This is a genomic window from Sphingomonas sp. SDUR79, assembly GCF_056821745.1.
On record NZ_JBPDIN010000001.1, the window covers coordinates 3,091,390 to 3,117,586 of the forward strand.

27 protein-coding genes are annotated in these 26,197 nt (G+C 66.0%); 15 read left to right on the forward strand and 12 right to left on the reverse strand.

Features of this window, described 5'->3' with window-relative positions:
- Positions 1–14 precede the first annotated feature (14 nt).
- The 3 genes from ACRYLO_RS15205 to ACRYLO_RS15215 all read left to right on the forward strand — a co-directional run bounded on the left by ACRYLO_RS15205 (position 15) and on the right by ACRYLO_RS15215 (position 3,273).
- Positions 15–752, forward strand: coding sequence for an SDR family NAD(P)-dependent oxidoreductase (locus ACRYLO_RS15205; protein ID WP_482660929.1), 738 nt, complete (start codon positions 15–17; stop codon positions 750–752).
- An 86-nt stretch (positions 753–838) separates the two neighbouring features.
- Entirely contained in the window at positions 839–1,660 is an 822-nt protein-coding gene (locus ACRYLO_RS15210) for an EcsC family protein (protein WP_482660930.1), read from the forward strand.
- A 38-nt stretch (positions 1,661–1,698) separates the two neighbouring features.
- On the forward strand, positions 1,699–3,273 hold the full coding sequence (locus ACRYLO_RS15215) for a peptide chain release factor 3 (RefSeq protein WP_482660931.1): 1,575 nt from the start codon (positions 1,699–1,701) through the stop codon (positions 3,271–3,273).
- A gap of 1 nt (position 3,274) precedes the next feature.
- Here ACRYLO_RS15215 and ACRYLO_RS15220 read toward each other — a convergent pair whose 3' ends face one another.
- Entirely contained in the window at positions 3,275–4,168 is an 894-nt protein-coding gene (locus ACRYLO_RS15220; RefSeq protein WP_482660932.1) for a prephenate dehydratase, read from the reverse strand.
- 109 nt (positions 4,169–4,277) lie between these two features.
- Here ACRYLO_RS15220 and ACRYLO_RS15225 point away from each other — a divergent pair, with 109 nt between their 5' ends.
- On the forward strand, positions 4,278–4,943 hold the full coding sequence (locus ACRYLO_RS15225) for a c-type cytochrome (RefSeq protein WP_482660933.1): 666 nt from the start codon (positions 4,278–4,280) through the stop codon (positions 4,941–4,943).
- Positions 4,944–5,000: 57 nt separating this feature from the next.
- Here the strand turns inward: ACRYLO_RS15225 and ACRYLO_RS15230 are convergent, their stop codons facing one another.
- Genes ACRYLO_RS15230 through ACRYLO_RS15240 form a run of 3 tightly spaced genes read right to left on the reverse strand, consistent with a single transcriptional unit; the run spans position 5,001 to position 7,282 of the window.
- The gene (locus ACRYLO_RS15230; protein ID WP_482660934.1) at positions 5,001–5,867 is read right to left on the reverse strand and encodes an LOG family protein; all 867 of its coding nucleotides are present in this window, start codon (positions 5,865–5,867) and stop codon (positions 5,001–5,003) included.
- A 49-nt stretch (positions 5,868–5,916) separates the two neighbouring features.
- On the reverse strand, positions 5,917–6,597 hold the full coding sequence (locus tag ACRYLO_RS15235) for an extensin-like domain-containing protein (RefSeq protein ID WP_482660935.1): 681 nt from the start codon (positions 6,595–6,597) through the stop codon (positions 5,917–5,919).
- A 37-nt stretch (positions 6,598–6,634) separates the two neighbouring features.
- Positions 6,635–7,282, reverse strand: coding sequence for a DUF4328 domain-containing protein (locus ACRYLO_RS15240; protein ID WP_482660936.1), 648 nt, complete (start codon positions 7,280–7,282; stop codon positions 6,635–6,637).
- 179 nt (positions 7,283–7,461) lie between these two features.
- On the opposite strand from ACRYLO_RS15240, the gene ACRYLO_RS15245 reads away from it, so the two are divergent.
- The 3 genes from ACRYLO_RS15245 (at position 7,462) to ACRYLO_RS15255 (ending at position 11,505) form a co-directional block, all read left to right on the forward strand.
- A complete protein-coding gene (locus ACRYLO_RS15245) occupies positions 7,462–8,622 on the forward strand; it encodes a phosphoserine transaminase (protein WP_482660937.1) in 1,161 nt (386 codons plus the stop codon).
- Positions 8,623–8,708: 86 nt separating this feature from the next.
- Complete coding sequence (gene serA / locus ACRYLO_RS15250) at positions 8,709–10,286, forward strand: phosphoglycerate dehydrogenase (protein ID WP_482660938.1); 1,578 nt, start codon at positions 8,709–8,711, stop codon at positions 10,284–10,286.
- A gap of 127 nt (positions 10,287–10,413) precedes the next feature.
- On the forward strand, positions 10,414–11,505 hold the full coding sequence (locus ACRYLO_RS15255; protein ID WP_482660939.1) for an ATP phosphoribosyltransferase regulatory subunit: 1,092 nt from the start codon (positions 10,414–10,416) through the stop codon (positions 11,503–11,505).
- On the opposite strand, the gene ACRYLO_RS15260 is transcribed toward ACRYLO_RS15255, so the two are convergent.
- Entirely contained in the window at positions 11,502–11,792 is a 291-nt protein-coding gene (locus ACRYLO_RS15260) for a GNAT family N-acetyltransferase (RefSeq protein ID WP_482660940.1), read from the reverse strand. The two genes, ACRYLO_RS15255 and ACRYLO_RS15260, sit on opposite strands and share 4 nt — an antisense overlap.
- A gap of 50 nt (positions 11,793–11,842) precedes the next feature.
- Here ACRYLO_RS15260 and ACRYLO_RS15265 point away from each other — a divergent pair, with 50 nt between their 5' ends.
- Genes ACRYLO_RS15265 through ACRYLO_RS15290 form a run of 6 tightly spaced genes read left to right on the forward strand, consistent with a single transcriptional unit; the run spans position 11,843 to position 17,873 of the window.
- A complete protein-coding gene (locus ACRYLO_RS15265; protein WP_482660941.1) occupies positions 11,843–12,748 on the forward strand; it encodes a hypothetical protein in 906 nt (301 codons plus the stop codon).
- Positions 12,745–14,526: a DNA helicase RecQ gene (recQ, locus tag ACRYLO_RS15270; protein WP_482660942.1), complete on the forward strand. Its 1,782-nt coding sequence runs from the start codon at positions 12,745–12,747 to the stop codon at positions 14,524–14,526. The genes ACRYLO_RS15265 and recQ overlap by 4 nt, the downstream gene beginning before the upstream one ends.
- Entirely contained in the window at positions 14,527–14,952 is a 426-nt protein-coding gene (locus ACRYLO_RS15275) for a protein tyrosine phosphatase family protein (protein ID WP_482660943.1), read from the forward strand. It abuts the gene before it with no gap.
- A 4-nt stretch (positions 14,953–14,956) separates the two neighbouring features.
- Complete coding sequence (locus ACRYLO_RS15280) at positions 14,957–15,352, forward strand: hypothetical protein (protein WP_482660944.1); 396 nt, start codon at positions 14,957–14,959, stop codon at positions 15,350–15,352.
- Positions 15,353–15,405: 53 nt separating this feature from the next.
- Positions 15,406–16,368 carry a sterol desaturase family protein gene (locus ACRYLO_RS15285; protein ID WP_482660945.1) on the forward strand — a complete coding sequence of 321 codons (963 nt, stop codon included), beginning with the start codon at positions 15,406–15,408 and terminating at the stop codon, positions 16,366–16,368.
- Positions 16,302–17,873 carry a GMC family oxidoreductase gene (locus tag ACRYLO_RS15290; RefSeq protein ID WP_482660946.1) on the forward strand — a complete coding sequence of 524 codons (1,572 nt, stop codon included), beginning with the start codon at positions 16,302–16,304 and terminating at the stop codon, positions 17,871–17,873. Before ACRYLO_RS15285 ends, ACRYLO_RS15290 begins: the two co-directional genes overlap by 67 nt.
- 89 nt (positions 17,874–17,962) lie before the next feature.
- On the opposite strand, the gene ACRYLO_RS15295 is transcribed toward ACRYLO_RS15290, so the two are convergent.
- The 6 genes from ACRYLO_RS15295 to ACRYLO_RS15320 all read right to left on the reverse strand — a co-directional run bounded on the left by ACRYLO_RS15295 (position 17,963) and on the right by ACRYLO_RS15320 (position 23,374).
- On the reverse strand, positions 17,963–19,387 hold the full coding sequence (locus tag ACRYLO_RS15295) for an ammonium transporter (RefSeq protein ID WP_482660947.1): 1,425 nt from the start codon (positions 19,385–19,387) through the stop codon (positions 17,963–17,965).
- A 13-nt stretch (positions 19,388–19,400) separates the two neighbouring features.
- Positions 19,401–19,739, reverse strand: a complete 339-nt coding sequence (locus tag ACRYLO_RS15300; protein WP_294015687.1) for a P-II family nitrogen regulator — start codon at positions 19,737–19,739, stop codon at positions 19,401–19,403.
- 273 nt (positions 19,740–20,012) lie between these two features.
- Positions 20,013–21,044 (reverse strand): GTP cyclohydrolase II, encoded by a 1,032-nt coding sequence (gene ribA, locus ACRYLO_RS15305; protein WP_482660948.1) that lies wholly within the window; start codon positions 21,042–21,044, stop codon positions 20,013–20,015.
- Between the two features lie 47 nt (positions 21,045–21,091).
- Complete coding sequence (locus tag ACRYLO_RS15310) at positions 21,092–21,877, reverse strand: exodeoxyribonuclease III (protein ID WP_482660949.1); 786 nt, start codon at positions 21,875–21,877, stop codon at positions 21,092–21,094.
- Positions 21,878–22,201: 324 nt separating this feature from the next.
- Positions 22,202–22,816, reverse strand: coding sequence for a LolA family protein (locus ACRYLO_RS15315; RefSeq protein ID WP_482661757.1), 615 nt, complete (start codon positions 22,814–22,816; stop codon positions 22,202–22,204).
- 99 nt (positions 22,817–22,915) lie between these two features.
- Positions 22,916–23,374: a peptidylprolyl isomerase gene (locus tag ACRYLO_RS15320; RefSeq protein ID WP_482660950.1), complete on the reverse strand. Its 459-nt coding sequence runs from the start codon at positions 23,372–23,374 to the stop codon at positions 22,916–22,918.
- A 147-nt stretch (positions 23,375–23,521) separates the two neighbouring features.
- Between ACRYLO_RS15320 and mgtE the strand changes: the two genes are divergently transcribed.
- Together mgtE and ACRYLO_RS15330 are read left to right on the forward strand one after the other, a co-directional pair.
- Positions 23,522–24,925 carry a magnesium transporter gene (mgtE, locus tag ACRYLO_RS15325; protein WP_482660951.1) on the forward strand — a complete coding sequence of 468 codons (1,404 nt, stop codon included), beginning with the start codon at positions 23,522–23,524 and terminating at the stop codon, positions 24,923–24,925.
- 36 nt (positions 24,926–24,961) lie between these two features.
- Positions 24,962–25,357, forward strand: a complete 396-nt coding sequence (locus tag ACRYLO_RS15330; RefSeq protein WP_482660952.1) for a DUF1489 family protein — start codon at positions 24,962–24,964, stop codon at positions 25,355–25,357.
- Here ACRYLO_RS15330 and msrA read toward each other — a convergent pair.
- Entirely contained in the window at positions 25,354–26,031 is a 678-nt protein-coding gene (gene msrA / locus ACRYLO_RS15335; protein ID WP_482660953.1) for a peptide-methionine (S)-S-oxide reductase MsrA, read from the reverse strand. The genes ACRYLO_RS15330 and msrA overlap by 4 nt on opposite strands.
- Between the last annotated feature and the right edge of the window lie 166 nt (positions 26,032–26,197).

The following is a 26,197-nucleotide window of genomic DNA, read 5'->3' on the forward strand; positions in this document are numbered from 1 at the left end:
GAAGGACCCCGATCATGCCTACCGTACTCATCACCGGCGCGACTGCAGGGATCGGCGAGGCGGCGGTGCATGCCTTTGCCGATTCGGGCTGGCACGTCGTCGCCACCGGTCGCCGCGCCGACCGGCTGGCCGCGCTCAAAAGCGACAGCGTCCACACGCTCGAATTCGACATTCGCGACGAAGCCGCGCGCGATGCGGCGCTCGCGTCACTGGCCGAACCGTTTGCCGGGATCGACCTGCTCATCAACAATGCCGGGCTCGCCCGCGGCCTCGAGAAGGCGCAGCAGGCCGATCTCGATAACTGGAAGACGATGGTCGACACCAACGTCACCGCGATGATGTCGATCACGCACAAGCTGCTGCCGATGCTGATCGAACGCAGGGGCGCGATCATCAATCTCGGCTCGGTCGCGGGCAGCTATGTCTATCCGGCGGGCAATGTCTATGCCGGGACCAAGGCGTTCGTGAACCATTTCAGCCTCGCGCTGCGTGCCGATCTGCATGGCACCGGTGTGCGCGTCACCTCGATCGAGCCGGGCATGGTCGAGACCGAGTTCATGACCGTGCGCACCGGCGGCGACAGGCAAGCGTCGGACCGCCTGTACGCCGGGGTGAACCCGATGACGGCGGAGGACATCGCCGAGACGCTGTTGTGGGTCGCGACGCTGCCGCCGCATCTCAACATCAACCGGCTGGAGCTGATGCCGGTAAACCAGGATTTTGCCGGGTTCGCGGTCCACCGCGAAGGATAGAAAGCGTCCCGTGACGGGATCACCCCCGCCACCCCCCTTGCCATCGCGGCGTTAACCAATAGCCTGTCTGCCGGGGGGACATGCGGGTGGAGTCGATCGATCCCGGCAATACATGCGCAGCGTTCGGCGAGGACGACCTCGTCGAACTGCTCGCCATTGCCGAATATCATGAAGATGCGGGAAGCGTGCTGATGAATCTCGCTAAACAGGCGGGGAAACAGGCGGATTCGATCATCGAGTGGCTGCCCGACGATTGGGAAGCCAAGCTGCAGGGGATGCTCGATCTGGCGCTGCGCCAGAGCTATGCCTTCGCCTTCCGCACCAACAAGGCGAACCGCCGTGCCGCTGGCGACACGCGGCCGGTGAAGAACAGCGAGGGGTTTCACCGCTTCGCCGCCGGGTTCACGGGCGCACTCGGCGGTCTGGGCGGGGTCGGCACGACGCTGGCCGACCTGGCCGTCACCACCACACTGATCCTGCGATCGATCCAGCAGATCGCAGCCTATTATGGCGAGGATATCGACGATCCCGATGTGCGCGCCCAGTGTATCGCGGTGTTTGGCCTTGGCGGCCCGCTCAGCGACGATGACGCGACCGATACTGGGCTGTGGGCCGGACGCATCGCGCTTAGCCACCAGTCGATCTCCGGCGTGATCGGCGCGGTGGTACCGCGGATGGGGCGAACGATGGGCCAGACGCTCGCCGCGCGCGCCGCACCAGTGGTGAGCGCTGCTGCGGCAGCGGCGATCAACACCGTCTTCACGCGCTATTATCAGAAGATGGCGCACGTCCATTTCCGCCTGCGCCGGATCGAGCGCCGCCACCCGCGCGATCAGGTCATGGCGTGTTTCGAGCGGATCGTGCTGCTGGAGCGCGAGCGGCGCAAATCGCGCAAGCGCCGGGCGTAACGTTGGATTCGCGGCGCACTTGCCGCTAGAGGGCCGCGATGCCCGACAATTCGATTCCCGATCGCCGCACCTTTGCGATCATCTCTCACCCTGACGCCGGCAAGACCACGCTGACCGAAAAGCTGTTGCTGTTCGGTGGCGCGATCCATCTTGCCGGAGAGGTCAAGGCGCGTGGCCAGGCGCGGCGCGCGCGATCGGACTGGATGAAGATCGAGCAGCAGCGCGGCATTTCGGTCACCAGCTCGGTGATGACGTTCGAGCGCGACGGCATCACCTTCAACCTGCTCGACACGCCGGGCCACGAAGACTTTTCGGAAGACACCTATCGTACGCTGACCGCGGTCGATTCCGCCGTGATGGTGATCGACGCGGCCAAAGGCATCGAGAGCCAGACGCGCAAGCTGTTCGAAGTGTGCCGGTTGCGCAACGTGCCGATCATCACCTTCGTCAACAAGGTCGATCGCGAAGGCCGCGAGATGTTCGAGATTCTTGACGAGATCGCCGACCTGCTCGCGCTCGATGTCGCGCCGATGACCTGGCCGGTCGGCATGGGCGGGCAGTTCGAAGGCATCTACGATCTGGTCGACCATCGCCTGCTGCTGCCCGAGGGCGACAGCCGCGAATTTCAGGGCAAGGTCGTGCAGACCAGCGGGCTCGACGATCCGCAGCTCGATTCGCTGATCTCGGCGCAGACGCTCGCCAAGGTCCGCGAAGAGGCGGAGCTGGGATTGGCGGGCTATGCGACCTTCGACGGCGACGCCTATCGCAATGGCGACCTGACCCCGGTCTATTTTGGCTCCGCGCTCAAGGAATTCGGGGTCGATTCGCTGATCGACGCGATCGCGCGCCACGCGCCGCCGCCGCACGCCCTGCCCGCCGAACCCGCCCCGGTCGCGCCGGACAATCCCGAAGTCACCGGCTTCGTGTTCAAGGTTCAGGCGAACATGGACCCCAATCACCGCGACCGCATCGCGTTCATGCGGCTGGTGTCGGGGACGTTCAAGCGCGGCATGAAGCTGACGCCGAGCGGCCATGGCAAGCCGATCGCGATCCATTCGCCGATCATGTTCTTTGCCCAGCAGCGCGAATTGGCGGACGAGGCGTTCCCCGGCGACATCATCGGCATCCCCAATCACGGCACGCTGCGCGTCGGCGATACACTGAGCGAGAAGGCGGCGGTGCGCTTCACCGGCCTGCCCAATTTCGCGCCGGAAATCCTGCGTCGCGTGGTGCTGAAGGATCCGACCAAGACCAAGCAATTGCGCAAGGCGCTCGACGACCTGTCCGAAGAGGGCGTGATCCAGGTGTTCTATCCCGAAATCGGGTCGAACTGGATCATCGGCGTGGTTGGGCAGCTTCAGCTCGAAGTGCTGCTCAGCCGCCTCGATGCCGAGTACAAGGTTGGCGCGGTGCTCGAACCCGCGCCGTTCGATACCGCGCGCTGGGTCGGCGGTGAGGCAGCGGATTTGAAGGAATTCATGGACCTCAACCGCACCGCCATGGCCAAGGACCGCGACGGCAACCCGGTCTTCCTCGCCAAATCGGCGTGGGAAATCGGCTATATCGCTGAGCGCTATTCCAAGGTGAAGTTCATGGCGACGCGCGAGCGGTGAGTTACTCCGGTCGCGCCCGCGCCTGAGGATAGGTGCCGAGCACCCGCATCGACTTGGTGTGGAACTTGAGTTCCTCCAGCGCGCGGTCGACCGGCGCATCGCCGGGGCGACCGACGATATCGCAATAGAATTCGGTCGCCGCGAAGCTGCCGCCGCGCTGATAGCTTTCCAGCTTGGTCATGTTGACGCCATTGGTCGCGAAGCCGCCCAGCGCCTTGTAGAGCGCGGCGGGGATGTTCTTCACCTCAAACACGAAGGTGGTCATGTAGGGCCCATGATCGCGCAGCGGCGGCGCATTGCGCGCGAGCATCACGAAGCGGGTCATGTTATGGTCGGCGTCGGCAACGTCGCTGTCGAACACTGTCAGACCATAGAGCGGCGCAGCCCCCGGCGGCGCGAGCGCAGCGACCTGCGGATCGCCCATCTCCGCCACGACCGCCGCTGCACCGGCGGTGTCGGGATAGGAAAGCGGCGCGATACCCTGCGCCTTCAGCCAGTGGCGGCACTGGCCCAGCGCCTGCGGGTGGCTCATCGCCTGGCGGACTCCGGCGCGCGCGCCCAGTCCCATCAGCGCGTAGCGGATCGGCAGGAAATGCTCGCCGATGATCACCAGCCCCGATTCGGGCAGCAGGAAATGAATGTCGGCAACGCGCCCGTGCAGTGAATTTTCGATCGGAATCATCGCGCAATCGGCGCGCCCGTCGCGCACCGCGTCGATCGCATCCTCGAAGCTGAAGCACGGCATCGGCAGCCCGGTCGGGAACGCCTCCAGCGCCGCCATGTGCGAATTTGCGCCCGGCGCGCCCTGAAACGCGACCGCGCGCTTGGGCTCGGCCAGGGCGGCCTGCGTCATGCGTTCGACGATCGGGCGGGCGGGGGCGGCGAAATTGTCCATCGGCGCGCGCGTAACGGCGCGATCAACTTGCGGCAAGCCCGGGTTGCGGTGCGCAAAAGGGCCGACTAAAGAACCCGGCCAAGATCAACACGGGGCAGAACGGGCGCACATGGACAATCGCATGAACACGATCGCAGGCTGGGTCCTGTTCGGCTGTGCCTCTGCCCTCGGCCTCTCGATCGCCAGCGGCATGATTTACCACAGCGGAAAGCCCGAAAAGGAAGGCTATCCGGTCGAAAGCGCCGATGGTGCCGAGGGTGAAGGAGGAGCCGCCGCGGTCGAGCCGATCGCCAACCGCCTGGCCAAGGCCGATGTCGCCAAGGGCCAGGCTTCGTTCGCCAAGTGCGCCGCATGCCATTCGATCACCCAGGGCGGTGCCAATGGCGTGGGCCCGAACCTGTGGGCGTCGATGGGCAAGGCACATGGCCATGTCGCCGGCTTTGCCTATTCGGATGCGCTCAAGGCCGTCCCGGGCAATTGGGACTTTGCGGCGATGGATGCGTGGCTCGCGTCCCCCCGCAAATATGCCCCGGGCACCAAGATGACCTTTGCCGGCCTGTCCGATCCGCAGGAGCGCGCCAACCTCATCGCCTATCTGAACGCGCAGGGTTCGAACCTGCCGCTCCCGGCACCCGAAGCGGCTCCGGCCGAGGGTGGCGAAGCGGCGACCGAGAATGCGATCATCCCGACCGAAATGGGCAATGCCGGCACCCCGGCATCGGGCGCCCCGTCGGTCGATCCGGCTGCTGCAGAGGAAGCCGCGAAGAAGGAATGATCCACCGCAACTGACGGTGTGAACAAAAAAGGGCGGTCCGTTGGGCCGCCCTTTTTCTTATGCCGTCCGCTCTTCCCAGAATTTCTGGACGATTTCCCAGCCCTCTTCCGCCGTTTCGCAGAAGTGGAACAAGTTGAGGTCGCGCGGGCTGATCACGCCCTCTTCCACCAGCGCCTCGAAATTGACCACGCGGGTCCAGAAATCCTTGCCGTAGAACAGCACCGGGATCGGCGCGATCTTGCCGGTCTGGATCAGAGTCAGCAGCTCGAACGATTCGTCAAACGTGCCGAACCCGCCGGGGAACACCGCCACCGCGCGCGCGCGCAGCAGGAAGTGCATCTTGCGCAGCGCGAAATAGTGGAACTGGAAGCTGAGCGACGGGGTCACATATTCATTCGGTGCCTGCTCATGCGGCAGCACGATGTTGAGGCCGACCGATTCGCAGCCCTTCTCCGCCGCCCCGCGATTCGCCGCTTCCATGATCGACGGGCCACCGCCCGAGGTAACGACGAAGTGGCGATCGCCGTTTTCATCGAGCGGATAACAGCTGGCGAGTGCGGCCAGTTCGCGCGCGACGTCATAATATTTCGACTTTTCGATCAGCCGCTCGGCAATCCGGCGCGACTGGTCGTCGGTGGCCAAGTCGAGCAACGCCTGCGCCTTGGCAGGCTCAGGGATCCGCGCCGAGCCATAGATGACGAACAGCGACGCGATCTTCGCCTCGTCCATCAGCACGCTGGGCTTGAGCAGCTCCAGCTGGAACCGCACCGGGCGCAGATCTTCCCGCAACAGGAACTCCATGTCCTGAAAGGCAAGGGCATAGGCCGGGTGTTCGGTCTGGGGGGTAGAGACGGCGGTTCGCGCGGTCTCCGCATCCTGGCTCGCGCGGGCAAAGACGCGCGACGGCACTTTCTTGTCTGTCATTGGCGCGGGATTAGCGGGTTTCGGCGGCAAGGCAAACCACCCCGCGCCATTAACGGCAGAAGCGCTTGCCACCCATGTCGAAATGGAAATGGTTGGCGTGCGCGCTGTTATATTCCGGGCCCAGCACCGTGGTGAAGCGGCGGCAGGCCGAACGATGCACCACCCGCAGAAATTGACGCTCCTCCGCAGTCCCGCCGTTCCAGTCGCCCAGCACGCTGATCTTGCGCCCGTCGCGCAGCACGAACGCGGCGACGTCCACCGCATTGCCCAGCCCATGTTCGGACACCTTGAGCGACGACGCCGCGCTGCCGCCGACGATGCCGCGGCAGGCATAGGTGCCATAGGTTTCGACCCGCACCAGTTCCCCGCCCAATATCTCACGCGCCGCCGGAACCGCAGCGTGCCGCATCCAGCCGATAAACGTGCGCGCGAGCGGGCAACGCATCGCCTTCAGCCCCGACACGGGAATGCCGACATCGATCAGCTGCACCGCGCCAATCACCTGGCATCCGCCGCCATAATCCCGGTCGGGCAGGGGACTGAACCGCACCTGTTCGCGAGACAGGTCGGCATAGCATTGCTGCGTCTCGCGGCTGGTCGGCAGGTCGAGCGTCACCGGCCCGCGCGGATCTGGGCGCACCGGCGCGCGCGACGGCGCACGCTCCTCGCCGCCGCCGAACAGGCATCCGGCTAGGGCAAAGGGCAGGCACAGGCTCAGGAGGATACGCATGCCATATCCTCTCTAACCCATTCTGGTTAACCCGGGATTATTCGAACACCTCGTGATCGCGCAAATGGCTTTGCGTCTCGGTCAGTCGGCGAATGATCCAGAGCAGCGAGAGGCCTGCGATGAAGTCAAACGGAGTGCCTGCGATATCCACCCACGCAACTTCGACGAAATCCTCAAGCGTCTCGGCGCGCAGGCCCAGGCGAAAGGAGAGCTGACCGAACATCCCGGCGATCAGCCAGCCAGCCCACCACAGGCGCATGATGGCGGGCACCGGCACAGCGTCCGCATCAGCCGGTGCATGGCTTGCCTGCCACGTTTCCCGCACGCCGCTGAACGGGCGAAACAGGTTGAGAATCGGGATGAAGAAAGCGCCGATGCTCCATCCCGGCGACACCGTCATCGCATCGCTGAACTGCCACGCATTCTTGTTCACGCGGTAGATCCAGCGCCCGATCACGACCACACAGACAAGATAGGCGAGGGAATAGATGCCGCCCGAAATCATCGACACGAGGTCGACCGTCTCCAAATCCGCGAGCGGGGAGGATGACCCGCTCTGATAGGCGGAGATCCCGACGATCGAATAGATCGCCGAGCCGCAAAAGATTGCCGACGCGACAAGCCAGCAGATAAGGACCGCGCGCGCGGCCTTGCCGACGGCCGTCGGATCTCGAAATTCATCCATGAAGCCCCCTGTTTGCAGGATATTAGGCTGCACCTATGCGAAGTCCAGATCGTCCGACACGCGGCGGGCGGTATCGTCGGTTACCTTGATTCGCTTGACTTACCGCCCCTCGTCGTTAGGGCCGCCGACGGGCCACGCGGTCCCAACGCCGCGCGTGCTCTCTGCGAGGAGAGACTGACATGACTGATTTGACTGCCCCCGACGCCACAATTGCGTCCATTGCCAAGCCCGCCACCCGGCCGGCACGCCCCCATTTCTCTTCGGGTCCCTGCGCCAAGCCTCCGGGCTGGGACGCATCGAAGCTCGCGACCGAGGTCCTGGGACGCTCGCACCGCTCGAAGCTGGGCAAGACCCGCCTGCAATATTGCATCGACCTGATGCGTGAGATGCTGCGCCTGCCCGACACGCATCGCATCGGCATCGTCCCCGGTTCCGACACCGGCGCGTTCGAAATGGCGATGTGGACGATGCTCGGCGCGCGCGGCGTGACCACGCTCGCCTGGGAAAGCTTCGGCGAAGGCTGGGTCACCGACGCAGCCAAGCAGCTCAAGCTCGACCCGACGATCGTCCGCGCCGATTATGGCCAGCTGCCCGATCTCGCTGCGATCGACTGGTCGACCGATGTGCTGTTCACCTGGAACGGCACCACCAGCGGCGTGCGCGTGCCCAATGGCGACTGGATCCCCGACGATCGCGAAGGCCTGACCTTTGCCGATTCGACCAGCGCGGTGTTCGCGTACGACCTGCCGTGGGACAAGATCGATGTCGCAACCTTCAGCTGGCAGAAGGTGCTGGGCGGCGAAGGCGGCCATGGCGTCCTGATCCTCGGCCCGCGCGCCGTCGAACGCCTCGAAACCTACACCCCCGCATGGCCGTTGCCCAAGGTGTTCCGCCTGGTGGCCAAGGGCAAGCTGGCCGAAGGCGTGTTCAAGGGCGAGACGATCAACACGCCGTCGATGCTGGCGGTCGAGGACGCGATCTTCGCGCTCGAATGGGCCAAGGGCCTCGGCGGGCTCGACGGCCTGATCGCGCGCAGCGACGCCAATGCGGCGGCGTTGCAGACGCTGGTCGCGGAGCGCGACTGGCTTGGAAATCTCGCTGCGGACGAGTCGATTCGTTCGACCACCAGCGTGTGCCTGACCGTCGATGGTGCCGACGAAGCCTTCATCAAGAAGTTCGCGTCGCTGCTCGAGGCCGAACACGCCGCTTATGACGTCGCCGGTTATCGCGATGCCCCGGCGGGTCTGCGCATCTGGTGCGGCGCGACGGTAGACACCGCCGATATCGCAGCGCTCGGTCCCTGGCTCGACTGGGCCTACGCCACCGCCAAGGCTGGCTAATCGTCGCCCCGGCGCAGGCCGGGGCCGCCCTGTTGCACTCCCAAACTTATCGGCCCCGGCCTTCGCCGGGGCGACGGAGACATTCCATGCCCAAGGTACTCATCAGCGACAAAATGGACCCCAAGGCCGCCCAGATCTTCCGCGAGCGCGGGGTCGAGGTGGACGAGATCACCGGCAAGACGCCCGAAGAGCTGAAGGCGATCATCGGCGAGTATGACGGCCTCGCCATCCGCAGCTCGACCAAGGCGACCAAGGAGATCATCGACGCCGCGACGAACCTGAAGGTCATCGGCCGCGCCGGCATCGGCGTCGACAATGTCGACATCCCCTATGCCTCGTCCAAGGGCGTGGTGGTGATGAACACCCCGTTCGGCAATTCGATCACCACCGCCGAACACGCCATTGCCCTTATGTTCGCGCTCGCGCGCCAGCTGCCCGAAGCGAATGCCCAGACCCAGGCGGGCCTGTGGCCGAAGAACGGCTTCATGGGCGTCGAGGTGACCGGCAAGACGCTCGGCCTGATCGGTGCGGGCAATATCGGGTCGATCGTCGCCGACCGCGCGCTTGGCCTGAAGATGAAGGTCATCGCGTTCGACCCGTTCCTCTCGCCCGAACGCGCGGTCGAGCTCGGCGTTGAAAAGGTCGAGCTGGATGGCCTACTCGCCCGCGCCGACTTCATCACGCTCCACACGCCGCTGACCGACCAGACGCGCAACATCCTGAGCCGCGACAATTTGCTCAAGACCAAGAAGGGCGTGCGCATCATCAACTGCGCGCGCGGCGGACTGGTCGACGAGGCGGCGGTCAAGGAACTGCTCGACAGCGGCCATATCGCGGGCGCAGCGCTCGACGTGTTCGTCACCGAACCGGCCAAGGAACATGCGCTGTTCGGTACCCCCAACTTCGTCGCTACCCCGCATCTGGGTGCATCGACCAGCGAGGCACAGGTCAATGTCGCGATCCAGGTTGCCGAACAGATGGCGGATTATCTGGTCAATGGCGGCGTCACCAATGCGCTCAACGTCCCCAGCCTGACCGCCGAGGAAGCGCCGCGGGTGAAGCCGTATATGGCGCTCGCCGAAAAGCTCGGCAGCCTGGTCGGCCAGCTCACCCATGGCGATATCCCGCGCGTGTCGGTGCACAGCGAGGGCGCGGCGACCGAGGTCAACCAGAAGCCGATCGTCAGCGCGGTGCTCGCCGGGTTCCTGCGCACCCAGACCGACACGGTCAACATGGTCAACGCCCCCTTCCTCGCCAAGGAGCGCGGGATCGAGGTGCGTGAGGTCAAGACTGAGAAGGAAGGCGATTACCACACGCTGATCCGCGTCGCGGTCAAGACCGATGCGGGCGAGCGGTCGGTCGCCGGCACGCTGTTCAACAACCGCGAGCCGCGGCTGGTCGAACTGTTCGGGATCAAGGTCGAGGCCGATCTCGCGGGCCACATGCTCTATGTGGTGAACGAGGACGCGCCCGGCTTCATCGGCCGCATCGGTACCGCGCTGGGCGATGCCGGCGTCAACATCGGCACCTTCCACCTTGGCCGCCGCGATGCCGGTGGCGAAGCGGTGCTGCTGCTGTCGGTCGACGAAGCGGTGACGCCTGAGCTGGTCGCCAGCGTCCGCGCGCTGCCCGGCGTCCGGACCGCGATGGCGCTGAAGTTCTGAAAACCATAATCGTCACCCCGGACTTGTTCCGGGGTCCACTGTGCGGCAAGCGCGACGCACGAGCCTCTACAGTTGGACTTGAGGTTGAGTGGACCCCGGCACGAGGCCGGGGTGACGAGGTTTGATGATGAACGGACTACTTCCCGAAGGATTCCACGACCGCCTGCCCCCGCTTGCCGACGCGGCGGCGGCGCTCGAATCGCGCGTGCTCGATGTCGCGCGACTGCATGGCTATGAGCGAGTCGATCCCCCGCTTGCCGAGTTCGAGGAGTCGCTCGGCCAACGGCTGAAGGCGGCGAGCGGCAAGGATGCGGTGCGCTTTACCGATCCCGTGTCGCGCCGCACGCTGGCGATTCGTCCCGACATTACCGCACAGGTCGGTCGCATTGCCGCGACGCGCATGGCGCACCACCCACGTCCCGTCCGCCTGTCCTATGCCGGACCGGTGCTCAAGCTGCGCGCGAGCGAGCTGCGCCCCGAGCGCGCGATGCGCCAGATCGGCTGCGAACTGATCGGGCGCGACAGCATCGCCGCGGTGCGCGAGATCGTGACCGTTGCGGTCGCGGCGCTCGAGGCTGCGGGCGTGCCGGGGCTGGCGATCGACTTCACCCTGCCCGATCTGGTCGAGCAGCTCGCACCGACCATGGCAGCCGAACAGCTGTCCGGCTTGCGCGCGGCGCTCGACGCCAAGGACGCGGCGGCGGTGGCGGCAATCGACCAGGCCTTCCTCCCGCTGATCGAGGCGGCGGGGCCGTTCGATGCGGCAATCGCCCGGCTGCGCGCACACGATACCGGCGGTGCGCTGACCAGCAGACTCGACGGTCTGGAGGCGGTCGCACAGGCGGTGGCGGGCAAGGCCGCGCTGACGCTCGACCCGACCGAGCGGCATGGCTTTGAATATCAGAGCTGGATCGGCTTCTCGCTGTTCGCGCGCGGCGTGCGCGGCGAGATCGGGCGCGGGGGCAGCTATTCGGTGCTGGGTGCGCAGGGTGAGGAACCAGCGGTCGGCTTCTCGCTCTACGCCGATCCGCTGCTCGACGCGGGGCTCGCCCCGGCGGAGCGGCGGCGGTTGTTCCTGCCGTTCGGGACCGATGCCCACACCGCCGCGCATTGGCGCAGCGAAGGCTGGGTCGCGGTCGCCGCGCTCGATGCCGACGACAGCGCGCAGGCGCAGCTCTGCACCCACGTGCTGAACAACGGCGAGCCCTGCCGGATTTAGTCCAGCGGTTCGACCAGCAGGTCCGCCCATTCGGGGTGCTTGCGGATATAGGCGGCGACAAACGGGCATTGCGGCACGACCCGCAGGCCCCGCGCCCGCGCCTCGGCCAGGGCGTGGCGGATCAGTCGGCTCGCGATGCCCCGCCCCTCCAGTGCCGGCGGGACGATGGTGTGGGTGAAGGTGATGACGTCGCCATCGATAATATATTCGGCGCGCGCCAGATGGCCGTCCACGGTCAGTTCGAACTGGTGCCGCTCCCCATTGTCGTGAATCGCGTCAGAATCCATCACCCGCCTCCCGGTTGCCGTCCATCAGGGGCGATGGTAGCGATCCGGCAGTGGAGGACAATCGCCCGATGTTACGCCTGTTCAGCCTGATCGCGGCGGCTTTGATGCTCGGCGCTGCCGCAGATCCCGGAAAGCCGGTCAGCGACGGACAGAAGATCGAATGGACGATGGGCGAAGGCCGCAAGGTCTATCGCTTCGGTGACCTCACCGCCGTGTTCGATCGCGTCCAATGCGCACCGCTGGGCGAAGAATGCGAAGACGGCGATGTCGATCCGGTGCTGACGATCACGCGCGCCGATGGGGCGAGCGTCCGGCTCGACGGGTCGGCGATGCAGAACATCCTGATGCTCGGCCGCTTGTCGAAGGACGGCTCGGCGGTCGCGTTCTTTCAGGACTATACCGGGGGCATGCATTGCTGTCAGCGGATGCGCGTCGTCACGCCCGTGGGGGACACACTCAAGGTCGCCGAACTGGGCGGCTATGACGGGGCGGAGATTGGCTGGCCCAAGGATGTGGATGGCGACGGCACGCGCGATTTCGTGCTGAGCGATGATCGCTTTCTCTATGCCTTTGAAAGCTATGCCGCGAGTGTTGCGCCGCCCAAGGTGCTGAATGTCACTGACGGCGCGGTGCGCGATGTGTCGGCCGAACCGCGCTTTTCCAGGATCTTCGAGAAGGCCGCCACCAGCGCACGCAAGGCGTGCATCGGCGAGGCGTACCCCAACGGCGCGTGCGCCGCCTGGGCCGCCGCCGCTGCGCGGCTCGGCACGCTCGACGCTGTGTGGCCGGTGATCCTCGCCGAATATCGCAAGGACCCCGCGATCTGGCCCGACCGGTGCAAGGTCGAGCGTAGCGAGGATGGCGACTGCCCCGCGGGTCAGCTGGTCGAATATCCCGATTACCCGACAGGATTGCGCGCATTTCTGGTGGAGACTGGCTATATCCGCGCCGCATGAGTGACCCGCGCCCACTGAATCCCCAAGACGTATTACACACCGTTTTCGGCTTTCCCGAGTTCCGCGGGGTCCAGCGCCACGTGGTCGATCGCGTGCTGGCCAGACAGCGCACGCTTGCGGTGATGCCGACCGGCGCGGGTAAATCGCTGACCTATCAGCTGCCCGCAACGATGCTCGACGGGACCTGCGTCGTCATCTCCCCGTTGATCGCGCTGATGCACGATCAGTTGCGCGCCGCAGAGGCCGTCGGCATCCGCGCCGCCACGCTGACCAGCGTCGACGAGAACCGCGCCGAGACGATCGAGCGCTTCCGCAACGGCGCACTCGACCTGCTCTACGTCGCACCCGAACGCGCATCGAACAGCAGCTTCCGTGACCTGCTCCGCTCGGCCCCGCTCGCCTTGTTCGCGATCGATGAGGCGCATTGCGTGAGCGAATGGGGTCACGACTTCCGACCCGATTACCGCCTGCTCCGCCCGTTGATGGACGCGTTTCCCGACGTCCCCCGGCTCGCGCTGACCGCCACCGCCGACGCACACACCCGCGCCGACATTCTGAACCAGCTTGGCATCGCCGAAGACGGGCTGATCGTTGCGGGGTTCGACCGGCCCAATATCCGCTACAACATCGCCCCGCGCGACAATGTGCCGCGCCAGGTCGCCGATTTCATCGCCGCCCAGTCCGGTCCCGGCATCGTTTATGCCCAGACGCGCAAGGCGGTGGAGCAGCTGGCGGAAAAGCTCGCCGCGACCGGGCGCCCGACCCTGCCCTATCACGCCGGGCTCGACCCCGCCGTGCGCCGCCGCAACCAGGCCGCGTTCGTGTCGAGCGAGGATATGGTGATCGTCGCCACGGTCGCGTTCGGCATGGGGATCGACAAGCCCGATGTCCGCTTCGTCGTTCATGCCGGCCTGCCCAAGTCGATCGAGGCCTATTATCAGGAGACCGGTCGCGCGGGGCGCGACGGCGACCCGGCGCTTGCCCAGCTCTATTGGGGTGCCGATGATTTCGCCCGCGCGCGCCAGCGAATGACCGAGGTCGAGCCCGAGCGTCAGCCGGGCGAACGCGCGCGGCTCAACGCACTGGGCGCATTGGTCGAGACCGCCGGATGCCGCCGCGCGATCCTGCTCCGCCATTTCGGCGAAGAGCCGCCCGCGACCTGCGGCAATTGCGACAATTGCCTCGAGGCCCCCAAGGCGATCGACGCCAGCGTGACCGCGCAGAAATATCTCTCCGCCGTATTCCGCACCGGTCAGAGTTTCGGTGCGACCTATATCGAGCAAGTGCTGACCGGCCAGTCGAGCGAGCGCAGCCTGATGAACGGGCATGAGGCGCTGTCGGTCTGGGGGATTATCGAGGGGGATGAGGCAGCGCTGATCAAGCCGGTCGGCCGCGCGCTGCTGCTGCGCGATGCGCTGCGCACCAATCCCCATGGCGGGCTGGAGTTCGGCCCTGGAGCCCGCCCGATCCTCAAGGGCGAGGCGACGCTCGATCTGGTCGTCCCGCCCAAGCGCGAGCGCCGCCGCCGGGGTGCCACCACCGGAGCGCCCAATCCAGTCGGTGATCCGCTGTTCGAGGCACTGCGCGACAAGCGCCGCACGCTGGCGCAGGCCGCCGCAGTGCCGCCCTATGTCATCTTCCACGATTCAGTGCTGCGCGAGATGGCGGCGGCGCGTCCCGCGACACTCGCCGACCTGTCGCGCATTCCGGGCATTGGCGCGCGCAAGCTGGCGGATTATGGCGATGCCTTCCTGAACGTGATCCGCGAGGCCGACTGAATGCGCACGATCGACGAGACCATCTCCGTCTCCGCCCAGATTACCCCGGCCGACGTGACCGAACTGGCGCGCGCGGGCTTCAAGGCGATCGTCAACAACCGCCCCGACGAGGAAGAGCCCGGCCAGCCATCGGGCGACGCGATCCGCGCGGCTGCGCAGACGCTGGGCCTGTCCTATTTCGCGATTCCCGTGACCCATGCCGGCTTCTCGATGCCGCAGGTCGAGGCAATGCGCGCCGCGATCGATGGCGCGGGCGGTCCGGTCTTCGCCTATTGCCGATCGGGCACGCGCTCGACCAACCTCTGGGCGCTCGCCGAAGCCAGCCGGGGCACCGATCCCGAGACGCTGGCGACCAAGGCGGCGCAGGCGGGATATGACCTCACCGGCCTGCGTCCGATGCTCGACACGCTGGCGGGCAAGGCCTGATCCGATGAACTGGTGGCTGGCCGCCGGGTCGCTTGCCGCCGTGCTGGCGCTGGCCGGGGTTGCGCGGATGCTCGGGCTGGGCGGCAGCCAGCGGCTCGCTGACGGCGACGACGCCATCCGGCTGGCCGAAGCACTGGTGTCGGGGTTCGAGGGCAGGCTGGGCATCGTCGCCGCCGATGGTGGGCGCGCGGCAGTGGCGGGCGGCCCCGGCGATGTTGTGGTGATCGAACCGCTCGGCGCGCGGTATCGCGCGACCCGGTTCAAGTCCGCACGCGTCGTCATGGAGCATCCCGAGGCTGACGGCACCAAACTCGCGCTGGAGCTGCAGCCCGGCACCGTGCTCCGCATCACCGTCGCCGATGGCGAGGCGGCACGCGCCTTTGCCGAGACCCTAACCTAACCATTGCCAAGGTTGGGAAGACGCGCTTATTTACACTCGTGTAAGGAGCGTGGATGCCCAACCTGCCGAACCCGGTCGACCTAGCCGTCCCGGCCTTCGTCCTGCTCGTGCTGGCGGAGATGCTGGTCGCGCGGCTGAAGGATCGCAGCCGCTATTGCCCGCGCGACACATTGACCTCGCTGATGCTGGGGTTCGGCAGCACGATCGCGGGCGTGCTGGCGGGCGGCTTTGTGTTCGCCATGGCAGTGTGGGTCCACCAGTTCCGCCTCTTCGACATCGGCTATGCCTGGTATTGGTTCCTCCTCGCCTTCGTGCTGGACGATCTGGCCTATTATGTCTTCCACCGCTCGGCGCATCGCGTCCGCTGGTTCTGGGCGAGCCATGTCATCCACCACAGCAGCCAGCATTATAATCTGTCGACCGCGCTGCGGCAGACCTGGACCGGATTCTTCAGTCTGGGCTTCATCTTCCGCCTGCCGCTGTTCCTGATCGGCTTTCCGCCCGCGATGGTGTTCTTCGTCGCGGGCCTGAACCTCGTCTACCAATTCTGGATCCATACCGAGGCGATCGGGCGCATGCCGCGCTGGTTCGAGGCGGTGATGAACACCCCGTCGCACCACCGCGTCCACCACGCGACCAACCCGCGCTATCTCGACAAGAATTATGCCGGCGTGTTCATCATCTGGGACCGCATGTTCGGGACGTTCGAGGCGGAGCGCGATGACGACCGGCCGCGCTATGGCATCGTCAAGAACCTGCCCGACTTCAACCTGATCCGCGCGGCGTTCCACGAATGGTGGGGGATAGCGCAGGACGTGTGGGCTGCCCCGAGCTGGCACGCGCGCCTCATGTACATGATCGCACCGCCCGGCTGGAGCCATGACGGTAGTCGCGATACATCCGAGACGATCAAGGCGCGCTGGGAGGCGCGGGAAAAGGCGGGGAATCAATGGAAGAGGCCGACATCGTCGTCATCGGCGCCGGATCCGGAGGCAGCGCCGCAGCAGGCCGGCTGAGCGAAGACGGCAAATACAGCGTCGCCGTTCTGGAGGCGGGCGGGCGGAATACCAGTTTCCGTACATTGATGCCCGGCGGCATCGCGATGCAAACGCCCGCAACCAACTACGCCTATGAAACGGTGCCACAGCCGGGCCTTGACGGCCGTCGCGGATACCAGCCGCGCGGACGGGGCTTGGGCGGATCGAGCGCGATCAATGCGATGCTCTACATCCGCGGGGTGCCGTGGGACTATGACAATTGGGCGCGGCTCGGCTGTCCCGGTTGGGGCTGGGACGATGTCCTGCCCGTGTTCAGGCGCAGCGAGGCCAACGAACACGGCGCGGACGATTTCCACGGCGCCGACGGCCCGCTGCATGTCAGCGACCAGACCTTCGTCCACCCCGGCACGCGCGCGTTCATCGAGGCGGGTGCCGCGCTGCAGATCCCGCGCAACGACGATTTCAACGGCGCGCGGCAGGAGGGGATCGGCGTCTATCAGGTGACGCAAAAGGATGGCGAACGCTGGACTGCGGCGCGCGGCTATCTGAAGGAACGCGCGAACCTCGAAATCATCTGCGACGCGACGGTCGAGCGCGTGCTGTTCGAGGAGGGCCGCGTGTGGGGCGTCGCCTACTCGCGCGGCGGCCAGACCAGGATGATCCGCGCGCGCCGCGCCGTGGTGATGGCGGGCGGCGTGTTCGGCACACCCCAGACGCTGATGCTGTCGGGCATCGGCCCGGCCGCGCATCTCAAGGAAATGGGGCTTCAGGTCCGCATCGACCGGCCCGAGGTGGGCGGCAATTTGCAGGACCATCTCGATTATGTCGCCGCGTTCGAAACCCCGGGTTACGACTTTCTCGGCCGATCGATGCGCGGATCGCTGGCGGGGCTCGGCGGCATGTGGCGCTGGTTCCGCAGCCGCAGCGGCATGATGACATCACCCTATGCCGAGGGCGGCGCGTTCCTGAAAAGCGATCCCGCGCTGGAGGTGCCCGACATCCAGCTCCATTTCCTGATCGCGATTGTCGAGGATCATGGCCGCGCGAAGGTGAAGGCGCATGGGTTCAGCTGCCATGCCTGTGTCCTGCGTCCCGAAAGCCGGGGGACGGTGCGCCTGAAGTCGCCCGATCCGCGCGCCGCGCCGCTGATCGATCCGCAATTCCTGTCCGACCCGCGCGACCTGGAGCTGCTCATCAAGGGCACGCACATGATGTACCGGATTCTGGAGCAGGAGCCGCTCGCCACGTTCGCGGGCAAGGACCGCTACCCGTTCGACGACGATGCGACGCTGGAGCGGCTGATCCGCGCGCGCGCCGACACCATCTATCACCCGGTCGGTACGGCGCGGATGGGGCCCGACGATGCCGCAGTGTGCGATCCGCAGCTGCGCGTGCGCGGGGTCGAGGGGCTGTATGTCGCCGACGCCTCGATCATGCCGCGCCTGATCGGCGGCAATACCAATGCGCCAAGTGTCATGATCGGCGAGCGTTGCGCCGATTTCGTGAAGGCGGACCTCGCATAAAAAAACGGGCCGGCGCTTTCGCACCGGCCCAGTCGTCCGCAGGAGGAACCCCTGTGGGGCCGCACCACAAGGGGTGCGGCCCGATTTCGTCAGTAGTTGTAGGCGCGTTCGCCATGGGCGTTGAGATCGAGACCCTCGACCTCGACTTCCGCCTTCGGGCGCAGGCCGATCGTGTACTTGAGCGCGAGGAACAGCACCGCGCTGACGACGCCGCTCCATGCGATGGTCCAGCCAACTGCCTTGAGCTGCGTGATGACCTGGGCAGCCATGTCATACGCACCTGCAGTAGCGACCGGAGCGGTATAGTCGATCCAGCCCTGACCGCCCAGCGCCGGGTCGGCGACGATGCCGGTGCCGATCGCACCGATGATGCCGCCGACCGCGTGGATGCCGAAGACGTCGAGCGTGTCGTCATACTTCAGCGCGTTCTTCACCGTGGTGACGAAGAAGAAGCAGACCAGCGAGGCGACTGCGCCCAGGATGATCGCAGTGCCGGGGTGGGAGAAGCCCGCCGCCGGGGTGATCGCGACCAGACCGGCGACGACACCCGATGCTGCGCCGAGCAGCGACGGCTTCTTGTGCACGATCTGCTCGATCACTGCCCAGGCCACGCCTGCAGCCGCAGTGGCGACGAAGGTGTTGACGAAGGCAAGCGCACCGAACGCGTTGGCTTCAAGACCCGAGCCGGCATTGAACCCGAACCAGCCGATCCACAGCAGCGACGCGCCGATCATGGTCATCACCAGATTGTGCGGAGGCATCGGTTCGCTCTTGTAGCCGATACGCGGGCCGATCACGATGCAGCCGATCAGGCCGGCAATGCCCGCATTGATGTGAACCACGGTGCCGCCCGCGAAGTCGAGCGCGCCCCAGCTCCACAGCAGACCGGTGTCATCCGGCGCAGCGTGCAGGAAGTCCGGGCCAGCCCAGTACCAGACCTGATGTGCGATCGGGAAATAGGCGAGCGTCAGCCACGCGACCACGAAGAGGATCAGCGGGGTGAACTTCACGCGCTCCGCGAATGCACCGACGATCAGCGCCGGCGTGATGCAGGCAAAGGTCATCTGGAACATTACGAACACCAGTTCGGGGAGGTAGACCCCGTTCGAGAAGGTCGCGGCGAACGTCGTCGGATCGACGCCCGCAAGGAACACCTTGGAGAAGCCGCCGACATATTTGTTGAGGTCGCCGCCATTGGTGAAGGCCATCGAATAGCCCCAGGCGAACCAGACCAGCGCGGCGACGCAGACGATCGTCAGCACCTGCATCAGCACCGACAGCATGTTCTTGGTGCGGACCAGGCCGCCGTAGAACAGCGCCAGAGCAGGCACCGACATCATCAGCACCAATGCTGTGGCAACGATCATCCACGCGACATCGCCCTTGTTGACCATCTCGGCCGTGGGCGTGAAGGGTGCGGCGGGCGCGGCCGCGGCCGCGTCCTGGGCCCAGGCGGGCAATGCCGCGAACAGCGCGGCTCCCGCGCCTGCAGCCAGTTTGAGTGCAGTTTTCATCGATACCCCCTTGTTACAGCGCGGTCTGGTCGGTTTCGCCGGTGCGGATGCGCACGGCCTGACCGACGTCGAGCACGAAGATCTTGCCGTCCCCGATCGCGCCGGTGTTCGCCGCAGCCTGAATTGCCTCGACCACCCGGCCCGCCAGGTCGCTGGCACAGACCACTTCGATTTTGAGCTTGGGCACCATGTTGGTGCTGTATTCCGCGCCGCGGTAGATTTCGGTCTGGCCCTTTTGCCGTCCGAACCCCTTAACCTCGGTCACGGTCATGCCCGCGACGCCCAACTCCGTGAGCGCCTCCCGGACGTCATCGAGCTTGAACGGCTTGATGATGGCGATGACGAGTTTCATTCCGCCCCCTTTTCGCATTTGACCCGGGGAAGCATTCAGCAAAGGTCGTGCCAGAGTCGGAAAAGGCTGGATTCCGGGGATTCAGCTCCGCCGGATCGTTACCGAAAGGTAAAAAATTGTGCAGATGCGAAACACTGCCTAATTTTTAGGCGACAAGGTGCTGTGCTCACACAATAGGCAATGCTGTCGTCTGCGCCGCTATGTGCACGGGCGGGCTCAACAGAGGTGGCGGTAGCAACAGTGCTTCGACGCGCTAACCGCGGACTGGCCGAACTAAAGCTGGTGCCCCGTGCGGTCACGCTTGGTCGCGAGATAGGCGGCATTGTGCGGATTGGGCGGGAGGTGATGTGCGACCCGTTCCGCCACGGTCACCCCGGCGGCCTCAAGTCCGGCGACCTTGGCGGGGTTATTGGTGAGCAGACGCACCTGCGTCTGCCCCAATTGGGTCAGCATCCGCGCCGCCACGCCAAAATCGCGCGCATCCACCGCAAAACCCAATCGGGTATTGGCGTCGACCGTATCGAATCCCTGATCCTGCAGGGCATAGGCGCGCAGCTTGTTGATCAGCCCGATCCCCCGCCCCTCCTGGCGCAGATAGAGCAGGATGCCCCAGCCGTTATCCGCAATCGCACGAATCGCGGCGTGCAGCTGTGGTCCGCAATCGCATTTCAGGCTGCCCAGCACATCGCCGGTCAGGCATTCGCTGTGCAGCCGCACCAGCGGCGGAGTGCCGTCGGGTTGACCGATCAACAGCGCGATATGCTCGTCCGGGGACTCCGGGCTACGAAATGCCACGATCTCGGCATTTTCCGCGCCAACCACGGGGAGTCGGGCGCGTGTCACCAGCCGCAAGCGCGCAGGATCTTCATGCGCCTGGATATCAGCCGGCGTGATCGCCGCGTCGATCCGGTAACCCAGTTCCTCCCCCCGCACGAAAAAGGCCGGGAGCAAACCGGCAATCCGCGCCAGCCGCAGCGCCGCCGCCGCCGCCTCGGGTGCCATTGCGGGGACCGCGCGATATGGCCCTTTCAGAGGGACGCGCAGATCCAGCTGCGGATCCGACAGCGCGACCGCAGCGTCGAAATCGAGCCAGGGGCGGCGCGCGATCATCACCGGCGAATCCGGAACGGCGGCGGCGGCCTGATTGGCAAGCTTCAGCGTCACCGCGCGGCCCGAGGTAATCAGCAACGGTGCGGCCATGCCGGGATCGAACTCGGCGAGCCGCGCAGCGTCAGCGGTCTCGACGGCGAGCAGCGATAGCGCGCCGCTGGCCCCGCGGATCGCAAATGGCCAACCGCGTCGCATCGCGTCGACCGCGCGAGCCGCTGCGCGGGGATCGGGCGCGGGGGCGCTCAAAAGGCGAACTCGGTGACGATCGGGACATGGTCCGACGGCTTGAGCCAGCCGCGGCACGGTTCGCACACGCGATGCGCGGTCGCCTGTGCCGCGACTTCGCTGCTGGCCCACATATGGTCGAGCCGCCGCCCGCGGTCCGACGCCGCCCAGTCCTTCGCGCGGTAGCTCCACCAGGTGAAGCAGCGCTCGGGCGCAGGAATGAAGCGGCGGCCAAGATCGACCCAGTCATTCGCCGCCTGCAGCCGCCCTAGCGCCTCGACCTCGATCGGCGTGTGGCTGACCACGTCGAGCAGCTGTTTGTGGCTCCACACATCGCATTCGAGCGGGGCGATGTTGAAATCGCCGGTCACGATGACCGGCAGGCTGCCCAGCCCCTCCGACCAGCGCGTCATCCGCTCGACGAAATCGAGCTTCTGTCCGAATTTGGGGTTCTTCTCGCGGTCGGGAATGTCGCCGCCGGCCGGGACATAGACATTCTCGAGCCGCACGCCATTGGGCAGCCGCACGCCCACGTGCCGCGCCTCGCCATTCGCCTGCCAGTCGAGCCGGTCGTCCTCGACCAATGGCACCTTGCTGACGATCGCGACGCCGTGGTGCATGCGCTGGCCGTGGATGACGATATGCTCGTACCCCAACGCGCGCAGGGGGCCATGCGGGAAATCGCCATCGATCACCTTGGTTTCCTGAAGGCACAGCACGTCCGGCGCTTCCTCACGCAGAAAGCGCTCGACGATCTCCATGCGGAATCGGACGGAGTTGATGTTCCAGGAGGCGATCTTCATCGCGGGTGATCTAGGGGCGATCCTGCGCCGATGCCAGCCCAAGGTTGAGCGTGCGGCGCCAGCCCGCTCCGCCAGCCGGGCGCCCTACGCCAGTATTCTATGGGTGGCCGGGTGGGGGAGCGGGCTGGTGCCGCACCGCCGCGACAGCGGCGCACACACAAACCAAAAGGCCCCCGCTCCGGGGGCATGGAGCGAGGGCCGACCTGGCGTTCGTCACGCAGGCGGGACGGGATGTGCCTCAGGCAACAGGGGGAAAAATCCCGAGGCCCCGTCCGCAAGATCCGGTTTAGCGACTCAAAGCTGTCACCAACATGAACGCGAATGTCAGCGGCGTCCGCCGGTTTTCCGCGGGTCGTTCCAGCGGAACGATCCGTCGCTGACCGGCGCATTGAAACGCTGGCTCGACAGGCGGACGGTGGTGCGGTTGTTCTGCGAATCCAGCGCGACCCAGCCCTGAAGCATCAGCCCGCCGGGGGCCGACGCATTGCGCGCGAACACCATGGTGATGCGGCCATATTCGGGGCGCTTGGGGTCATGCGCTTCGACGCTGACGACATTCGGATTGCCGGTCGGAACCACCTTGGCATAGCGCGCGACATTGCCGTCCGGGTTCATCAGGATGCCGAGCGGCGAATCCTTCACCGGCCAGCGCTGCACCTGTCGCACCGAATAGTCGATGAACCACAAAGAACTGCCATCGGCGACGATCAGCAGCGGCACGCCCTTTTCATACTGAAACCGGATCTTGCCCGGCTTCTTGAGCGTCATCGTGCCGTTCAGCGTCTTGCCGGACCGGTCGGTCTGGCTGAACGCGGCCGTCATCGTCTGGGTGGCGCGCAGATGCTGTTGCACCTGTGCGAGCGTGCCCTGCTGCGCGGCGGCGGGCACGGCGAGCGGGAGGGTGATTGCGGCCACAGCCGCGAAGGAGCGAAACATCATGGAATTGCCAAACATGTCCCGCCCCTGCCGGTTCCGCGTTGAACTTGGTCTGAACGCTCAGGTGCGGTGGCGGCACCGCTTCGGCGTGACCCGAAAAAACTACGCTTCGCTGCGTGCCTTGACGATCTTGCCCGGCTCACGCGGCGGCTCACCCTTGGGCAGCGCGTCGACATGCTCCATGCCCTCGGTCACCATGCCCCATACGGTGTACTGGCCGTCGAGGAAGGTTGCATCGTCGAGGCAGATGAAGAACTGCGAATTGGCACTGTTCGGATCGTTGGTGCGCGCCATCGAGCAGGCGCCGCGCACATGCGGCTCGCGGCTGAACTCGGCGGGAAGGTTAGGCTCCTTCGACCCGCTCATGCCGGTTCCGGTCGGATCGCCGCCCTGAGCCATGAAGCCGTCGATGACGCGGTGGAACACGACGCCGTCATAGAAGCCGCTATCGGCCAGCTTGACGATCCGCTCGACATGCTTGGGCGCCAGGTCGGGGCGCAGCTGGATATGAACGTCGCCGGCGTCGAGCGTCATGATAAGGCGCGTCGGAAGATCGGACATCGAAACGGATACTCCAGAAGGGAAACAATCTGGGTCCCCCCTAGGGCGCGACGGGGCGGGTTGCAAATCGCGCCATCGAGACGGCGGATTGGCAGCACGATTCGAGCGCGTTAGAGGGGGGCAGGCAGCGCAGTCGGAGGAGGCTCGATGAACGACGAGACCGAAACCGCGACCGGCACCGCCGAGTCGACGCACGACGCGCAGGACAGCCTCTCGCCCGACTTCGTGCGGACCGTCCTCGACCTGGTCGAAGCAGGCGAGGTCGAGGCGGTGCGCGAACGGGTGGAGCCGCTTCACCCCGCCGACATCGCCGACCTGGTCGAGCTGACACCGACCGACCAACGCCAGGCACTCGCCGCGGCAATCGCCGGCCTGATCGACGGCGACGTGCTCGCCGAGATGAACGATTGGGTGCGCGAGGCGCTGATCGAGGCGCTCGAGCCGCACGAAGTCGCCGACATCGCCGCCGAGCTCGACACCGACGACGCCGTCGCGATCATCGAGGACATGGAGGAGGAGGACCAGCGCGCCGTCCTCCGCGCGCTCGACCCCGATGATCGCGCCGCGATCGAAGAGGCGCTGTCCTACCCCGAGGAATCCGCCGGCCGCCTGATGCAGCGCGAGCTGATCGCGGTGCCCGAGCATTGGACGGTCGGCGACGTGCTCGATTATTTGCGCGGCGAAGAGGAACTGGCGACCGATTTCTGGGAAATCTTCGTCGTCGATCCCGCGCATCACCCGGTCGGCACCTGCGCCTTGTCATGGGTCCTGCGCACCCCGCGATCGGTGTCGATGGCCGATGTGATGAAGCGCGAACAGACGCTGATCCCGGTCGACATGGATCAGGAGGAAGTCGCGCTGATCTTCCAGAAATACGCCCTGATCTCCGCCGCCGTGACCGACGATTCCGGGCGGCTGGTCGGTGTCATCACGGTGGACGATATCGTCCACATCATTTCCGAGGAAGCGGGCGAGGACGCGCTGCTGCTGTCGGGCGCGGGCGATGGCGACATCAACGAACCGATCCGCGACACCTATATCGCGCGCGTCCGCTGGCTGATCGCCAATCTGTTCACGGCACTGGTGGCATCATCGATCATTGCAGTGTTCGGCGGCGCGATCGAACAGATGGTCGCGCTCGCGATCCTGATGCCGATCGTCGCATCGATCGGCGGCAATGCCGGGACGCAGACGATGGCGGTGATCGTGCGCGCAATCGCCACCAATCAGCTGACCCAGTCGAACACGGTGCGGATGGTCAAGCGCGAGATCAAGGTCGCGTTGCTCAACGGCGGGACGATCGCGGTGCTGCTGGGGCTGGGCGCCGGGCTGGTCTTCTCCAACCCCGCGCTGGGCGGCGTGATCGCGGCGGCGATCGTCATCAACATCCTCGTCGCGGGTCTCGCCGGGGTGCTGGTTCCGGTCGCATTCGACCGCATGGATCAGGATCCGGCGGTCGCCTCATCGGTGTTCGTGACGATGGTCACCGATTCGATGGGCTTCCTCGCCTTTCTCGGCCTTGCCGTCGCGTCGGGACTGGTCGGCTGGTAGCTTGACCGGAGGGCGCGCGGCCCCCAGATCGCCGCGATGCCCCTCCATCTGACCAAAGTCGCATTCGGCGCCGCGAGTTTCGAGCATCTGCGCGAACGCCTCACGCTGCGCGGCGTGACCGGTCCGGTTGCGCTGACCACCCGCTATCTGCCCAAGCGGCATGAGGAGATTGCAGGAGAGGGATCGCTGTTCTGGATTCTCAAGCACCAGCTTGTCGCCCGCTCGCCGATCCTGGGCTTTGGCGAAGCCGAGGGTGGTCGCTGCGCGATCCTGCTCGATCCGGCGCTGGTGCAGGTCGTGCCGCAGCCCAAGCGTGCACATCAGGGCTGGCGCTATCTGGAGGGCAGCGACGCCCCGGTCGATCTGGGCAGCGGCGACATGGCGTCAATGCCTCCGGAACTGGCGGGAAAGCTGGCGGAACTGGGTCTCTAGCGCGCGAGGCTTGGATACGCCGCGCGGAATGCCGCCACCTTGGGCTTGTCCCAGCGGACGATATAGCCATGGTTCGGGTTGCGGCGGGCAAAGTCCTGATGCTCGGCCTCCGCCTCGAAAAAGGCGCCGCTTTCGATCCGGGTGACGATGCGCGCGTCATACGCGCCGCTGCGGCCGAGTTGTTCGATATAGGCGCGCGCCACGCGGGCCTGCCCTGCATTTTGCGGGAAAATCGCCGAACGATAGCTGGGGCCGGTATCCGGTCCCTGACGGTTCAACTGGGTCGGGTCGTGCGCGACCGAAAAATAGATGCGGAGCAGCGTCGCATAGCTCACCACACGCGGGTCATAGACGATGCGGATCGCCTCGGCATGGCGCGTGCGCTCGGTCGAAACCTGGGCGTAGGTTGCGGTCGCGCGGGTGCCGCCCGCATAGCCGCTGACCACGGACTTGACGCCCTTTACCCCCTCGAACACCGCCTCCATGCCCCAGAAGCAGCCGCCGGCCAGCACGGCGACCTGATCGCCCGGCGCGGGCGCGACATCGGTGGTAGAGGCGGGGATCGAAACGGCCTTTTCGCCGCCCACCGCAAGAACCGGCGGAACCAGCCCCGCCACGTTGGCAAAGGCGATAGCGCCAAGGCCTGCGAGGCCAAGAGCGGCCGCGCGCAACATCAGAAAAGCGGTGCCGCCAACACCTGATCGGCGTGTAGCGCGATCATGCCGACCACACCGAGCGAAAAGCCGGTCAGGAAACGGCGGAGGAACGGCGATTTGAGAGCCGCAGTCATCATCTTGATCCTTGTTGCGTGGCGCGGAGATGGGGGCGCCACCTCCGATT

What these genes read in the sequence shown, in the direction of transcription:
- ACRYLO_RS15295 (WP_482660947.1), bottom strand. Translation starts at nt 19,387, where the DNA reads ATGAAAACTGCACTCAAACTGGCTGCAGGCGCGGGAGCCGCGCTGTTC.
- ACRYLO_RS15205 (WP_482660929.1), top strand. Translation starts at nt 15, where the DNA reads ATGCCTACCGTACTCATCACCGGCGCGACTGCAGGGATCGGCGAGGCG.
- ACRYLO_RS15215 (WP_482660931.1), top strand. Translation starts at nt 1,699, where the DNA reads ATGCCCGACAATTCGATTCCCGATCGCCGCACCTTTGCGATCATCTCT.
- ACRYLO_RS15220 (WP_482660932.1), bottom strand. Translation starts at nt 4,168, where the DNA reads ATGGACAATTTCGCCGCCCCCGCCCGCCCGATCGTCGAACGCATGACG.
- ACRYLO_RS15245 (WP_482660937.1), top strand. Translation starts at nt 7,462, where the DNA reads ATGACTGATTTGACTGCCCCCGACGCCACAATTGCGTCCATTGCCAAG.
- ACRYLO_RS15310 (WP_482660949.1), bottom strand. Translation starts at nt 21,877, where the DNA reads ATGAAGATCGCCTCCTGGAACATCAACTCCGTCCGATTCCGCATGGAG.
- ACRYLO_RS15290 (WP_482660946.1), top strand. Translation starts at nt 16,302, where the DNA reads ATGGAAGAGGCCGACATCGTCGTCATCGGCGCCGGATCCGGAGGCAGC.
- ACRYLO_RS15260 (WP_482660940.1), bottom strand. Translation starts at nt 11,792, where the DNA reads ATGGATTCTGACGCGATTCACGACAATGGGGAGCGGCACCAGTTCGAA.
- ACRYLO_RS15255 (WP_482660939.1), top strand. Translation starts at nt 10,414, where the DNA reads ATGAACGGACTACTTCCCGAAGGATTCCACGACCGCCTGCCCCCGCTT.
- mgtE (WP_482660951.1), top strand. Translation starts at nt 23,522, where the DNA reads ATGAACGACGAGACCGAAACCGCGACCGGCACCGCCGAGTCGACGCAC.
- ACRYLO_RS15285 (WP_482660945.1), top strand. Translation starts at nt 15,406, where the DNA reads ATGCCCAACCTGCCGAACCCGGTCGACCTAGCCGTCCCGGCCTTCGTC.
- ribA (WP_482660948.1), bottom strand. Translation starts at nt 21,044, where the DNA reads ATGCGACGCGGTTGGCCATTTGCGATCCGCGGGGCCAGCGGCGCGCTA.
- serA (WP_482660938.1), top strand. Translation starts at nt 8,709, where the DNA reads ATGCCCAAGGTACTCATCAGCGACAAAATGGACCCCAAGGCCGCCCAG.
- ACRYLO_RS15275 (WP_482660943.1), top strand. Translation starts at nt 14,527, where the DNA reads ATGCGCACGATCGACGAGACCATCTCCGTCTCCGCCCAGATTACCCCG.
- ACRYLO_RS15230 (WP_482660934.1), bottom strand. Translation starts at nt 5,867, where the DNA reads ATGACAGACAAGAAAGTGCCGTCGCGCGTCTTTGCCCGCGCGAGCCAG.
- ACRYLO_RS15300 (WP_294015687.1), bottom strand. Translation starts at nt 19,739, where the DNA reads ATGAAACTCGTCATCGCCATCATCAAGCCGTTCAAGCTCGATGACGTC.
- ACRYLO_RS15330 (WP_482660952.1), top strand. Translation starts at nt 24,962, where the DNA reads ATGCCCCTCCATCTGACCAAAGTCGCATTCGGCGCCGCGAGTTTCGAG.
- recQ (WP_482660942.1), top strand. Translation starts at nt 12,745, where the DNA reads ATGAGTGACCCGCGCCCACTGAATCCCCAAGACGTATTACACACCGTT.
- ACRYLO_RS15320 (WP_482660950.1), bottom strand. Translation starts at nt 23,374, where the DNA reads ATGTCCGATCTTCCGACGCGCCTTATCATGACGCTCGACGCCGGCGAC.
- ACRYLO_RS15280 (WP_482660944.1), top strand. Translation starts at nt 14,957, where the DNA reads ATGAACTGGTGGCTGGCCGCCGGGTCGCTTGCCGCCGTGCTGGCGCTG.
- msrA (WP_482660953.1), bottom strand. Translation starts at nt 26,031, where the DNA reads ATGTTGCGCGCGGCCGCTCTTGGCCTCGCAGGCCTTGGCGCTATCGCC.
- ACRYLO_RS15240 (WP_482660936.1), bottom strand. Translation starts at nt 7,282, where the DNA reads ATGGATGAATTTCGAGATCCGACGGCCGTCGGCAAGGCCGCGCGCGCG.
- ACRYLO_RS15315 (WP_482661757.1), bottom strand. Translation starts at nt 22,816, where the DNA reads ATGATGTTTCGCTCCTTCGCGGCTGTGGCCGCAATCACCCTCCCGCTC.
- ACRYLO_RS15235 (WP_482660935.1), bottom strand. Translation starts at nt 6,597, where the DNA reads ATGCGTATCCTCCTGAGCCTGTGCCTGCCCTTTGCCCTAGCCGGATGC.
- ACRYLO_RS15225 (WP_482660933.1), top strand. Translation starts at nt 4,278, where the DNA reads ATGGACAATCGCATGAACACGATCGCAGGCTGGGTCCTGTTCGGCTGT.